This is a genomic window from Sandaracinobacter neustonicus (assembly GCF_006385875.1).
Classification (GTDB): domain Bacteria; phylum Pseudomonadota; class Alphaproteobacteria; order Sphingomonadales; family Sphingomonadaceae; genus Sandaracinobacteroides; species Sandaracinobacteroides neustonicus.
The window spans coordinates 73,057-84,832 of the sequence record NZ_VFSU01000029.1 but is presented as its reverse complement, the minus strand read 5'-3'; the positions used below and the strand labels follow the sequence as shown (position 1 = coordinate 84,832).

Here is an 11,776-nt window from a genome sequence, read left to right as displayed (position 1 = left end):
ATGAACGCGCCCGCCCATCCTTTCCATCAGCATGTCATCCGCATCGCGCCGGAGGACATCGATTTCATGGGCCATGTGAACAACGCGGTTTACCTGAAATGGGTGCAGGATGCGGTGATCAGCTATTGGGAAAAGGTGGCTCCATCGGACGCCGTTGCCCAGCATCTGTGGGTCGCGCTGAAGCATGAGATCACCTATCGCGCGCCCGCCTTTCTGGATGACACTGTGCTGGCCGACGTGGTGGCGACAGGGGTTCAGGGCAGCCGCGCCTTTTTCACCACGCTGATCCAGCGCGGTGACACGATTTTGGCCGAGGTGAAATCCAGCTGGTGCTGCCTCGACACCGCCACCCGCCGCCCGGCGCGCATCGCCCGCGATCTCGCCGCGCGCTTCCTGCCGGACTGGCCCGCCTGACGCGCGCTCAGCGCCGCCGCAGCCCGTCCGCCACCAGTTCATGCGCGCGGGCCAGCACCTCGGCCAGATCGCGATCCTTGCCCCACACGCCATAGCGCAGGCCCAGAAACACGTTCATCCCGGCGATGGCCCAGGCTTCCACCTCGCCCACGCCCTCTTTCAGTTCGCCGCGCGCCGCGCCCGCTTCCAGACGCGCCGTCACGCGCGCCACGGTGGAGCGGTAATGGCCCTGATAGGCGTCCGGCGCGACGAACTCGGCCTCGTCGATGATTCGGTAGATCAGCTGCTGCTGGCTGACGAAATCCAGATAACCACCCAGCGCCGCCTTTTCGCGGGAGAGGGCATCGGGCGCTTCCTCCACGCGCGGCGTCACATGCGCCTTCACCTGCGCGGACAGGTCCGTCACCAGCGCGCGGAAGATATCCTCCTTGCTGGCGAAATAGGTGTAGAAACTGCCCAGCGCCACGCCCGCGCGGCGGGTGATGTCGGTGATGCCGGTGGCGTGGAAGCCGCTGGCGCCGAACTCCAGCGCGGCGGCGTCCAGCAGGGCGCGCAACGTCCGGCGTCCACGTTCCGTCTTGGGCACCGGTAGCCCGGAAACGGCCTCGTCAATTGGCACCTGTTGCTTCGCTGCATCGGTCACAGATCTTCTCCCCACCCCTGAAAATGTCGTTTCGGTTTCAAGTTGAATCTTGATTCATGTTTCAGTAAACCTCTGCCCAACGGAACTGCAAGCCCGAAACGGGCGCAGCCTTATGGGAGGAAAATTCATGCCACGAATCCGCCAATTGTCGATTCTCGCCCTCGCGACGGGCCTGGCGTTCCCGCTTCATGCCCAGCAAGCCCCCGCCACGGGCGAGGTTGAAGCCAGCAATGACGATATCATCGTGTCGGCCCGCCGCCGCAACGAAAGCCTGATGGAAGTGCCGATTTCCATCACCGCCGTCTCCGGCGCGGCGCTGGAAGCACAGGGTGCGCCCGATATCACCTCGCTGCAGCAGCAGGCCCCGAACATGACGACCGCGGTTGCCCGCGGCTCCAACTCCACCCTGATCGCCTTCATCCGCGGCGTGGGTCAGCAGGATCCGCTGTGGGGCTTCGAACCCGGCGTCGGCCTTTATGTGGACGATGTTTACATGGCCCGCCCGCAAGGTGCCGTGCTGGACATTTTCGACGTGGAGCGGATCGAAGTGCTGCGCGGTCCGCAGGGCACGCTTTATGGCCGCAACACCATCGGCGGCGCGATCAAATATGTGACGAAGCGGCTGGGCAATGAATTCGGCGGCCGGGTGAAAGCCACCTATGGCAGCTACAACCAGATCGACCTGTCCGGCACGGTTTCGGTGCCGCTGGGCGACAGCTTCGCGGTGGGCGCGGGCGTGCTCTGGTCCCAGCGGGACGGTTACGGCAAGAATCTGAACACCGGTGTCGATCAGTATGACAAGGACGTGCTGGCCGGCCGCCTGTCTGCCGAGTTCGACAGCGGCGATGTGTTCATCCGCGTCGCGGCGGACCGCACGGAGGATCGTTCCAACCCCCGCCACGGTACGCGTCTGCAGGGCAATGGCACCAACCCCGTGTTCGCCCCGACGGACAGCGTCTATGACACCCGCGCCGGCATTGGCGACGACAACAAGGTCGTGACGCAAGGCGTCAGCCTGACCGGTGAAGTGGGGCTGGGCGAAGGCTTCACGGTGAAATCCATCACCGCCTATCGCGACGGTTATACCGACACGCTGATCGATTTCGACAACACGCCGGGGCCGGTGCTGGACATTCCGGCCCGCTACAAGGACTGGCAGGTTACGCAGGAACTGCAACTGCTCGTGGAAAAAGAGCGGTTCCAGGGCGTGTTCGGGGCCTTCTATCTGGAAGGCCGCGCATCCGGCGCGTTCGACACCGTGGTCGGCCTCGCCAACCTCACCGTCTATACCGGCGGCAATGTGAAAACGAAGTCCATCGCCTTCTTCGGCGACGCTTCCTATGATCTGACAGACGAGCTGAAGCTCTCGGCCGGCCTGCGCTGGACGCAGGACAAGAAGGAAGGCACCGTGCTGCGGCAGCAGTATCTGGGCATTCGTTCGCCGGAGTTCGGCAACGCCAGCGCCATCTATCTGGCGACGCGGTCTGACTATACCAATGATCGCACCTTCAAGAAGCTGACCCCGCGCGTGTCGCTGAGCTATCAGCCGGATCAGGATCTGAACCTCTACGCCAGCTGGGGCCGGGGCTTCAAATCGGGCGGGTTCGACATGCGCGGCGACGTGGTCGCCACGCCGACCACCGTCAACGGCTATGAGCCGGAAACGATCGACAGCTTCGAAGTCGGCATGAAGGGCGCCTTCCTCGATCGCACCCTGTTCCTGAACCTCGCGGGCTTCTATTCGAAGTATAAGGATCAGCAGGTCACGATTCAGGCCCCGACGACGACGCCGGGCGTGATCGCCTCTTTCGTGGACAATGCGGGCCGCGCCGACATCTGGGGTGTGGAAGCCGAGCTGCGCGCCGTGCCGACGGAAAGCATCCAGCTGCAGACGAGCATCGGCTATATCAAGGCCAAGTATAAGGAATTCTGGACCTACATCGCCGGCGGCACCACGCCCGTCGACGTGTCTGACCAGCGTTTCTTCCAGAACACGCCGGAGTTCACGATCAACAGCTCCGTCACATGGTCCACCGGCCTTGCCGGCGGCCAGCTGTCGATTACCCCGTCGGTCACGCTGCGCTCGAACATCCATATGTTCGAATATGTCTCGCCGCTGGATCAGCAGGGCTATGTGCTGGTGGATGGCTCGGTGAACTGGAAGTCGGGCGACGACCGCTTCACGCTGGGCCTGCACGCCCGCAACCTGACGGACGAGCGTTATCGCGTGGGTGGTTATTACTTCCCCGGCGCGCTCTACGGCAATTCGATCATCGGCTATTACGGCCCGCCGCGCACCGTGGCGGTGACGGCCGGCTACCGCTTCTAAGCGAAGAGAGCACGAAAAAGGGGCCTCCGGTGATGAACCGGGGGCCCCTTTGCGTTTCAGGTCGTCACTCGGCAGGCGGCGGCGGCGGCGAACCCGGGGGCGGGTTGCCCTCGCGCCAGCGGATCACCCGGGCTTCCACCCGGTCCCGCCCCTTGCGGGCATCGTCCGCGAACGCCTTGCGATCCGCAGGCGAGAGCTTCTGGAAGGCCGCCAGCAGCGCCGACTGGCGCTTCACATGCTGCGCATCCACCAGCTTGCGCTCATCTTCCATCGCCCGCTTCAGCGCGGGGACGTCCAGCTTGTCCGCGCCGACCAGCGTGTTGATCCGGTCTCGTGCGGCCTTCAGCGCGGGGCGGTCACTCTGATCGGCCTTCATCGATTCAAGCAGGATCGCCCGGCCCTCTGGCGAGACATTGCCGAACAGCGGGGCATGCTGAATACGCATCGGTCGCAACTTGAGGCGGCCTTCCGCAGCTGCAGCAGGGGGGGCAGCAAGCGGCGGCGGCGCGGTCTGCGCCAGCGCCGGGGCCGCCATCAGGGCGGCGGTTGCAAGGATCAGGGTCTTCACAGCTGATATTCCTCTTCCGAAGTTGGGGTATAGAGCAGGGCGAAGGCGGCGCTGTCGCCACCGCTCGCATCTGCCAGAATCACCGGTGCTCCCCCCGGCTCCGTGTTGCCGCCCGGCTGCTGGCCGCCCCGAATCTGGGGAGACAACAGCAGGGCGAGCGCCACAGAGGCCGCAACAGCCCCCCCCAGCATCCACCAGGGGCGGTGCGAAGGGGTATGGGTTGCGGCAACAGCGTCGGCATGTTGAAGGATACGCGCCAGTGCCGCCTGATCCCCCGCAGTCGTCAGCGGGTCGGCCTTGCCCCAGGCCTCCAGCGCGTCGTTCAGGGTTGGTTTCGTCGTCATTCCAATTCGTCCTTCAAATCCCCCAGCCGGTCTTTCAGCGCGGCCCGGCCCCGCAGCAGCAATCCTTCCACCGCCTTTTCGCTGCTCTCCAGCGCGGCGGCGATTTCCGCCATCGTCAGCCCTTCGCCATGGAACAGGGCGAGCGCAGCGCGCTGCCGTTCCGGCAGGGCCGCGGCAGCGGCCTGCACCCGCGCGGCGAGATCGGCGGCTTCGGCGGCCCCGGCAGGCGTCGGCGCGGCGTCGGCGATCTCCGCGGCTTCCTCCAGCGCCGTCACCGGCTTCAACCGCCTGCGGCCATCCAGCGCGCAGTTCATCAGCATCCGCCGCCACCAGCCCGCGAAACTGCCGCGCGCCGGATCGAAGCGTTTGGCTTCGCGCCACAGGCGGGTCATCGCCTCCTGCACGGCATCTTCCGCCAGCGCCCGATCGCCCAGCACGCGGATGCACAGGCCCAGGGCGGGCCGCGCCAGCAAACGGGCGAGTTCGGCAAAGGCCCGCGCATCACCCTCTGCGGCCCGCGCCAGCAGCAGCGCCTCCGCTTCAGGTGCGGTGCGCGCGTCGTTCGCGGGCTTCAAGACGGCATGCATCGGGGCCTCATGAAAGCCCCTACGCGCTGAACCGGCGATTTCCCCCGCAGCCCGTTGGCGGCGCGTCCGTCAGGCGCGGCCATTCAGCCAGTCGCGCAGGGCCTGCTGATGTTCGGCGGGGCGGTCATTCTCGATCCAGTGGCCCGATCCTGCGATCATCCGGTATCGGGCATCCGGCACGCGGCGGGCGAATTCCTTCAGGGTGGCGGGTCGCGCTTCGTCGAACTCGCCGCCCACGAACAGGGTCGGCACGGCCACGCGCGGCAGCAGATGCTCGCCGTCATAATCGCCCAGCGTGCCGGTTACCACGAACTCGCTCGGCCCCCACATGTGCATATAGAGGTCCAGATTGAACAGCGGATCGTTCCGCCCCTGACAGGCCAGATGCAGCGGAGACAGCCGCTCGCGCGACAAATGCCGCCGGGCATAGAACAGGTCCGCCGCCATGAACGTGTCGGCCTCGAAATTGCGGGTGCGCTGCGCTTCGGCGATGTCGGCCTGCATCTCAGGCGGCATCTGCGCGATCCACACAGCCGCGTCCGCCAGCCACGCGCGGGTGGAAACCAGCGGGCTGAACAGGATCAGGCTTTCCAGCCCGTCGGGCTGGCGCGCAGCATATTCCAGCGCCAGCGTGCCGCCCCAGCTCGTGCCGGAGAGGTGGAAACGATCCAGATTGAAGGCGCGCCGCATCGAGTCGATTTCGGAAACGAAGCGATCCACCGTCCATCCCGCGCGGTTGCCGGGGCGGTCCGACAAGCCGCAATCCAGCTGATCATACAGGATCACGCCGCGTATATCGGCCAGCGGCAGCGCCCCCACCATGCCCAGATGGCTGCCGCCGGGGCCCCCGTGCAGGAACAGAACCGGGGCAGGCCCGCCCGCGAGCGTGCCGTTACCCCGCGCATAAAGATTGCCGCCCGTGGCAGGCACCCGCATCTCCACGCCGGGAACCGGGCAGGTCGTCACGGCGGAGACCCGGCGCTTGGGCGGAGGCGCTGTTTCCGCCAGCAGCGGCGCAGCCGCAAGCGCCGCGATGCCCCCCATCATGCTGCGCCGGCTCAGTTCGATCGTCAGGCCCCCTTGCACGCAGCCCCCGGAGGGCCGCCGGTTACCAGCCGATGCTCACTTCACTTCCCAGCTCTGGCCCCGTCGCAGCAGCGCGTTGAAATCGGCAGCCTTTGCGCCTGCCAGTTTCGCATGCCGGGCTTCCATCGCCGTGTCGAAGCTTGCATCCGGGTCACAGTATAGCACGCCCAGCGCCACGGGAAACTGCGGGAAGGGCATGTCGATCAGCATGTTGGCGACGGCCTTGTTCGTCTCGTCGTGCACGATCACTTGCGAGGTGTCGCCGTCCGTCACCTCCACCACTTCCAGCCGAAGCGTCTCGCGGTTCAGCTTCAGCCCCTTGGTGCCGCCCGCGAACAGCATCGGCTTGCCATGTTCCAGCCAGATCTGCGTCTGCGGAGCCTGTTTCTTCTCGGTGAACTGGTCGAACACGCCGTCGTTATACACCACGCAATTCTGGTAGATTTCCACGAAGCTGGTGCCCTTGTTGGCGTGCGCGCGCTTCAGCACCTCGGGCATATGTTTCTGCGCGGTGTCGATGGTGCGCGCCACGAAACGCCCGCCTGCCCCCAGCGCGAAGGCGCAGGGCTTCACCGGCGATTCCAGCGATCCCGCGGGCGAGGTGGGGGATCGGGTTCCGGTGCGCGAGGTTGGGGAATATTGCCCCTTCGTCAGGCCGTAAATCTCGTTGTTGAACAACAGCAGCTGGCAATCCAGATTGCGCCGGATCAGGTGCAGCATATGGTTGCCGCCAATGGACAGCCCGTCGCCGTCCCCGGTGATGATCCACACGTCCAGCGCCGGGTTCGCCAGCTTCACGCCGGTTGCGATGGTGGGCGCGCGGCCGTGGATGGTGTGGAAGCCGTAGGTTTCCATATAATAAGGAAAACGGCTGGAGCAGCCGATGCCGGAGATGAACACCGTGTTGTGCGGCTCCACCCCAAGCTCCGGCATGGTGCGCTGCACCGCCTTCAGGATGGCATAGTCGCCGCAGCCGGGGCACCAGCGCACTTCCTGATCGGTCGCCCAGTCGTCCGGCTTGGTGGCTGGAGTGATCTTTATGACTTCGTTCATGCGTCCAGCATCTCCCGAATGGCCGCTTCGATCTCCGCGATGCGGAAGGGCTGGCCGGAAACCTTGTTCAGCGGTTTGGCGTCCACCAGAAACTGGTCGCGCAGCAGCGTCTTCAGCTGGCCGGTGTTCATTTCCGGCACCAATATCCGATCGTAACGGCGCAGCAGTTCGCCCAGATTGGCGGGCAGCGGCCAGATGTGGCGGATGTGCACATGCGCGACATCATGACCCTGCGTTCGCAGCAGCTCCACCGCCTGCCGGATCGGGCCATAGGTGGAGCCCCAGCCCACCACCACCAGCGGGCCATGATCATTGCCGACTTCCACCGCCTGCGCGGGGATATAGCGGGCGATTCCATCCACCTTGGCCTTGCGCGTATCCGTCATGCGCTGATGGTTCTCGGCGGAATAATCGATGTTGCCGGTGGCATAGCTTTTCTCGATTCCGCCCACCCGGTGCATCAGCCCCGGCGTGCCGGGCCGCACCCACTGCCGTTTCAGCGTTTCGGGATCGCGGGTGAAGGGGTTGTATTTCGCCCCTTCGGCGGGCGGCTCCTCGTGGAACAGCACCGGGAAGGGCTCGAAATCGCTCGCCTCGGGCACGCGCCACGGCTCGGCCGCGTTGGCGATGTAGCCGTCCGTCAGCAGCATCACCGGCGTCATGAACTGCACCGCCAGTCGGCAGGCTTCGATGGTCGCTTCGAAGCAATCCGCCGGGCTGCGGGTGGCGATCACCGGCAGCGGCGCGTCGCCGTTGCGGCCATAAACGGCCTGATACAGATCGGATTGCTCCGTCTTGGTGGGAAGCCCGGTGGAGGGGCCGCCGCGCTGCGAATTGATGATCACCAGCGGCAGTTCCGTCATCACCGCCAGCCCGATCGCCTCTGTTTTCAGGGCGATGCCGGGGCCGGAGGACGAGGTGACGGCGAGGTTGCCCGCCCATGCCGCGCCGATCGCCGCGCCGATGGCGGCGATCTCATCCTCGGCCTGAAAGGTTGTGACGTCGAATTCGCCCAGCTTCGCCAGCGCGTGCAAAATCGCGGAGGCAGGGGTGATCGGATAGCCGCCGAAGAACATCGGCAGGCCGGACAGCTGCCCGCCCGCCACCAGCCCCAACGCGATGGCGTCGGCCCCGGTCACGGTGCGGTAAAGCCCCGGCTGCACATCGGCCGCCGCCAGCCTGAACTGCTTCAGCGGGCCGGCCAGCTCGGCGGTTTCGCCATAGGCATGGCCTGCGTTCAGCGCAGCGATATTGGCGTCGCGCAGCAGCTCGTTCTTCGCGAATTTGCCGCGCAGCCAGTTGATCAGCGGCTCGCGGTCGCGGCCGAACATCCACAGCGCCAGCCCCAGCGTCCACATATTCTTGCAGCGCAGGGCATCCTTGTTGCCAAGGCCGAAGGGCTTCACGCTCTCCAAGGTCTGCTTCGAAATGTCGAAGGCCAGCAGCTGCCATGGCTCAAGGCTGCCATCTTCCAGCGGGTTACCGGCGTAATGCGCCTTTTTCAGGTTGCGCTCCCCGAACTCGCCGCTGTCGGCGATGATCAGGCCGCCTTTTCGCAGCATCGGCAGGTTGGTTTTCAACGCCGCCGGGTTCATCGCCACCAGCACGTCGGGCTGATCGCCCGCCGTTTCGATCCGGGTGGAACCGAAATTGATCTGGAAGGCGGAAACCCCGAACAAGGTGCCCTGCGGCGCGCGAATCTCCGCCGGAAAATCCGGGAAGGTGGCAAGGTCGTTCCCCGCCAGCGCCGTTGAAAGGGTGAATTGCCCGCCGGTCAACTGCATGCCGTCGCCGGAATCCCCGGCGAACCGCACCACAACCGAATCCCGCTGAATGATCTTCGAATCTGTGCCGCCAGCGTCGGCGGGTGCCTTTACGGCAGTTGCCATTGAGCTCGCTTTCCCTCGTCTCTCCCACCGCAGCAATACGCCTGTTGCATGGTCCTACAAACAGGATTTTCTAAGAGCCTGCGCCGCTGCCCCGGCATCTTGCCGCATGGCTGTTGCCGAAACAGCGCAATCCCGGCTTGCACGGCACGAAAGCTGCCCCTATAGCGCGCCCTCCGCACAGGCATTCCTCGGTAGCTCAGCGGTAGAGCATCCGACTGTTAATCGGACGGTCGTAGGTTCGAATCCTACCCGGGGAGCCAGTTCGTTTTTTGGGCCTTTTCGGCCCCTTGCGAGCTTTCGAGCGCATTTGCTTCGGACACAGTTTCCGCAAGCATATCAAACGGTTCCTTGAACGCGGCGGTCAACTGACCGTTCGCCCAGGAGCAGTTCGAAAGTAGGAAATTCAGCAGTCTTCTTTTCTCGCCTGCGTCCTGAATTTCGAAGAGCCGGTGGGCGTCCTTGGCCAGCCTGAGTAGCGCCACGCCGTTGTCGATATAGGAATCATCCGCGCTGTGGAGACGTTCGATGTCTCTCAGGCACCGGTCCCGCTCGTCACGCCACTGGACCTGCATGCGCCGATAGAAGCCTTCCTCGATGTGGCCGTCGAGCTTGTCCACGTACATCGTCTCGATCCGCTTCTGGAGCCGGTCGGCTTCCGCACGCAACCGTTCGATAGCCTTGGTCTGCTCGCGGCTCTTTTCAGCGTGGCTCTCGTGGAGGGCCTTCCGCATCATCTCGAATACGTCATCGTCGAAGCGAAGCTGGCGCAGCAGGTCGGTGAATCGCTCTTCCAGAACCTCCTCCCGGACATAGGGCTCTCCGCATTTCCCCTTGAAGCCGGTGCAATGGTAATAAATGTACTTCTTCTTTTTGATCTCTCCGACCAACGCGCAGCCGCAATGTCCGCAGGTGATCAGCCCCGTGAAAGGGAAGTCGTGAGCGTTCGCCCGAATGTTGGCGGCGTTGCGGCCGTCCAGCACATCCTGAACCTCACCCCATAGGTCTTCCGAGACGAGAGCTTGGTGGGATCCCTTGTAAAGGTTGCCGAGCCACTCGAACTTACCGGTGTAGATTCGATTGCGCAGGATTTTGTGAACCGTGCTGACCCCGATGGGTGCACCGCTCTTGCGGTAGACCAGGCCGGCCTTCCGCGCGCGGGCCGAAACCTCCTTGAGCGAATAATGGCCGCTCGCATACCATTGGAACAGGCTCTGAACGGTCGGTCCAAGCTGCGGATCGACGGTGATGATCTTCTTGCCGTCGTTGCCCACCGTGTTGAGGTAGCCGATCGGGGCAAAGGTGGGCCACAGGCCCTGCTCGGCCTTCTCCAGCATGCCTTTGCGCGTCTCTTCGGATAGATTGTCGATGTAGTTCTTCGCCATCAGCACCTTGATGCCGTGCATGAACTTCTCCGAGGATCGTGAATCACGGGACAGCACCACCCCTTCCTTGGCGAAGTGGATTTCGACGTCGAGTTCGTCGACGGTCACCCAATCCTTCAGATTGCGGTAGAGGCGGTCGGTCTTCTCCACGAGCAATGTTCGTACGCCGGGGTGCTTGCGGAGATACCGCAGCATCTCGCCAAAGCTGCTGCGTCCACTCTGTTTGGCGGTCTCGACATCGACATATTCCGCCACGACCTGGATGTCGTTGACCGACGCATATTCTTGCAGAAGCTTCGTCTGCGCCGGAATGGAAAAGCCTTCGCGTTCCTGCTCTTTGGATGAGACACGCGCATAGAGGACAGCGCGACGGCTGCCTTCAGGGACTGGTACTTTTCGTTTCGCCCCCGTCGATGCCATGTCCAATCTCCCTTCCTGAACCCGCTGCGCCTCACCAATGTGGACCACGCCAAAATCGTATCTGCCGTCGGGGTGGCGATACGAAAGGTCGGTAGAGGAGACCATCAGCATCCCGATTGCCTCGCCCGAAGAGAGTATACAGCCACCCGATTCCGACACAAAGAGAATTGGATCAAGATAATTGAGTAAGAAAATTCCAAACAAATTGAACTGGATAATATGAATTTACACGGGACGCCTTGCCCTTTCTGACGTCAACTTGCCCCGTTGAGGCGGGACGGTTCTATTCTTTATCACCACGGTCGGGACTTCGCCGATCCCACTCGATCAGCAAGTGAAAAAACTCTGTCAGACTGTCGAGCATCCCTCGCGCCTCATCTTCGGTGATCTCGTGGCCCGTACGCGCGCGGAAGACAGTCTGCGCCTGTTTCGTCAGGTCGACAGAAAAGTGGCCGCCCCGTTTGCGCGGCTCGTGTCTGTTGCCTGAGCCGTGCCCCGTCTCATGGTCCACGGCCCGACTCCTTGGTGGGATCGGAACGGCTCCATACCAGTTCCGCGGACAACCCATTTGGCGCTGGAAACAGTGCTCCCCTCAGAGGCTCGGGCCAGATGGGATCGAACAGCTGAACCCGCAGGAAATCGCGAGAGTTGTCACCTCGAGATCGCGCCTCCCACGCTTCGCCGATCCGCGACCAGCCCACCAGAGCGAGGAAGGCTGGCGCCTGTTCGCTTTGGCGATTGTCGTTTGGGACGAACCTGACCTTACGATCGATGGTGAGGGTCAGAATTCGCCCCTCCCATCCGCCCTGCTTCGAAGGTCTGAACGTCCCGATGACGGCCACGGCTCAGCCCTCCTTGTCCCTGCGCGCCTTCGCGAATTCGCGATCTCCGGCGAGAAACGCATCGAGCATGGCGGGAATGAGATCGGCGACGTCGGCCTTCTCGCCATAAGTCTCGCGATAGAGGGTTGCATAGTCCGCGAGCGCCCGGTTGAGGTCCGGCATGACCGTGATGGTGATCTTGACCGGCGTCCGGTCGGGCAATTTGGCGAGCTTCAGCAT

Annotated in this window: 13 protein-coding genes and 1 tRNA gene; 3 read left to right on the top strand and 11 right to left on the bottom strand. The window is 63.9% G+C overall.

All coding sequences use genetic code 11. The features are described from left to right. On the top strand, positions 1-414 hold the full coding sequence (locus FJQ54_RS12865; RefSeq protein ID WP_140928824.1) for an acyl-CoA thioesterase: 414 nt from the start codon (positions 1-3) through the stop codon (positions 412-414). Between the two features lie 7 nt (positions 415-421). Here FJQ54_RS12865 and FJQ54_RS12860 read toward each other — a convergent pair whose 3' ends face one another. Beyond that, positions 422-1,057 (bottom strand): TetR/AcrR family transcriptional regulator, encoded by a 636-nt coding sequence (locus FJQ54_RS12860; protein ID WP_140928823.1) that lies wholly within the window; start codon positions 1,055-1,057, stop codon positions 422-424. 127 nt (positions 1,058-1,184) lie between these two features. On the opposite strand from FJQ54_RS12860, the gene FJQ54_RS12855 reads away from it, so the two are divergent. Continuing rightward, a complete protein-coding gene (locus FJQ54_RS12855) occupies positions 1,185-3,386 on the top strand; it encodes a TonB-dependent receptor (protein WP_140928822.1) in 2,202 nt (733 codons plus the stop codon). Positions 3,387-3,450: 64 nt separating this feature from the next. On the opposite strand, the gene FJQ54_RS12850 is transcribed toward FJQ54_RS12855, so the two are convergent. From FJQ54_RS12850 to FJQ54_RS12825, 6 genes are all read right to left on the bottom strand, one after another. Next, entirely contained in the window at positions 3,451-3,954 is a 504-nt protein-coding gene (locus FJQ54_RS12850; RefSeq protein WP_140928821.1) for a hypothetical protein, read from the bottom strand. Beyond that, the gene (locus FJQ54_RS12845) at positions 3,951-4,298 is read right to left on the bottom strand and encodes a hypothetical protein (protein WP_140928820.1); all 348 of its coding nucleotides are present in this window, start codon (positions 4,296-4,298) and stop codon (positions 3,951-3,953) included. The genes FJQ54_RS12850 and FJQ54_RS12845 overlap by 4 nt, the downstream gene beginning before the upstream one ends. Further along, positions 4,295-4,885: an RNA polymerase sigma factor gene (locus tag FJQ54_RS12840; RefSeq protein WP_140928819.1), complete on the bottom strand. Its 591-nt coding sequence runs from the start codon at positions 4,883-4,885 to the stop codon at positions 4,295-4,297. Before FJQ54_RS12840 ends, FJQ54_RS12845 begins: the two co-directional genes overlap by 4 nt. A gap of 69 nt (positions 4,886-4,954) precedes the next feature. Beyond that, a complete protein-coding gene (locus FJQ54_RS12835) occupies positions 4,955-5,932 on the bottom strand; it encodes a proline iminopeptidase-family hydrolase (protein WP_235890447.1) in 978 nt (325 codons plus the stop codon). 75 nt (positions 5,933-6,007) lie between these two features. Beyond that, positions 6,008-7,024 (bottom strand): 2-oxoacid:ferredoxin oxidoreductase subunit beta, encoded by a 1,017-nt coding sequence (locus FJQ54_RS12830; protein ID WP_140928818.1) that lies wholly within the window; start codon positions 7,022-7,024, stop codon positions 6,008-6,010. Beyond that, positions 7,021-8,913, bottom strand: a complete 1,893-nt coding sequence (locus FJQ54_RS12825; protein ID WP_140928817.1) for a 2-oxoacid:acceptor oxidoreductase subunit alpha — start codon at positions 8,911-8,913, stop codon at positions 7,021-7,023. Before FJQ54_RS12825 ends, FJQ54_RS12830 begins: the two co-directional genes overlap by 4 nt. Positions 8,914-9,098: 185 nt before the next feature. Here FJQ54_RS12825 and FJQ54_RS12820 point away from each other — a divergent pair. Continuing rightward, positions 9,099-9,173 (top strand) — tRNA-Asn (locus tag FJQ54_RS12820). Here FJQ54_RS12820 and FJQ54_RS12815 read toward each other — a convergent pair. The 4 genes from FJQ54_RS12815 to FJQ54_RS12800 all read right to left on the bottom strand — a co-directional run bounded on the left by FJQ54_RS12815 (position 9,159) and on the right by FJQ54_RS12800 (position 11,776). Then, positions 9,159-10,826 carry a recombinase family protein gene (locus FJQ54_RS12815; RefSeq protein ID WP_235890446.1) on the bottom strand — a complete coding sequence of 556 codons (1,668 nt, stop codon included), beginning with the start codon at positions 10,824-10,826 and terminating at the stop codon, positions 9,159-9,161. The two genes, FJQ54_RS12820 and FJQ54_RS12815, sit on opposite strands and share 15 nt — an antisense overlap. A 172-nt stretch (positions 10,827-10,998) precedes the next feature. Next, positions 10,999-11,226, bottom strand: a complete 228-nt coding sequence (locus FJQ54_RS12810) for a hypothetical protein (RefSeq protein ID WP_140928816.1) — start codon at positions 11,224-11,226, stop codon at positions 10,999-11,001. Beyond that, positions 11,216-11,557 (bottom strand): DUF736 domain-containing protein, encoded by a 342-nt coding sequence (locus tag FJQ54_RS12805; RefSeq protein ID WP_140928815.1) that lies wholly within the window; start codon positions 11,555-11,557, stop codon positions 11,216-11,218. Before FJQ54_RS12805 ends, FJQ54_RS12810 begins: the two co-directional genes overlap by 11 nt. A 3-nt stretch (positions 11,558-11,560) precedes the next feature. Continuing rightward, positions 11,561-11,776: a DUF2274 domain-containing protein gene (locus tag FJQ54_RS12800; RefSeq protein ID WP_140928814.1), complete on the bottom strand. Its 216-nt coding sequence runs from the start codon at positions 11,774-11,776 to the stop codon at positions 11,561-11,563.

Coding starts and splice junctions, on each gene's coding strand:
- FJQ54_RS12865 (WP_140928824.1), top strand. CDS start 1: ATGAACGCGCCCGCCCATCCTTTCCATCAGCATGTCATCCGCATCGCG.
- FJQ54_RS12855 (WP_140928822.1), top strand. CDS start 1,185: ATGCCACGAATCCGCCAATTGTCGATTCTCGCCCTCGCGACGGGCCTG.
- FJQ54_RS12845 (WP_140928820.1), bottom strand. CDS start 4,298: ATGACGACGAAACCAACCCTGAACGACGCGCTGGAGGCCTGGGGCAAG.
- FJQ54_RS12840 (WP_140928819.1), bottom strand. CDS start 4,885: ATGCATGCCGTCTTGAAGCCCGCGAACGACGCGCGCACCGCACCTGAA.
- FJQ54_RS12835 (WP_235890447.1), bottom strand. CDS start 5,932: ATGATGGGGGGCATCGCGGCGCTTGCGGCTGCGCCGCTGCTGGCGGAA.
- FJQ54_RS12830 (WP_140928818.1), bottom strand. CDS start 7,024: ATGAACGAAGTCATAAAGATCACTCCAGCCACCAAGCCGGACGACTGG.
- FJQ54_RS12825 (WP_140928817.1), bottom strand. CDS start 8,913: ATGGCAACTGCCGTAAAGGCACCCGCCGACGCTGGCGGCACAGATTCG.
- FJQ54_RS12815 (WP_235890446.1), bottom strand. CDS start 10,826: ATGCTGATGGTCTCCTCTACCGACCTTTCGTATCGCCACCCCGACGGC.
- FJQ54_RS12800 (WP_140928814.1), bottom strand. CDS start 11,776: ATGCTGAAGCTCGCCAAATTGCCCGACCGGACGCCGGTCAAGATCACC.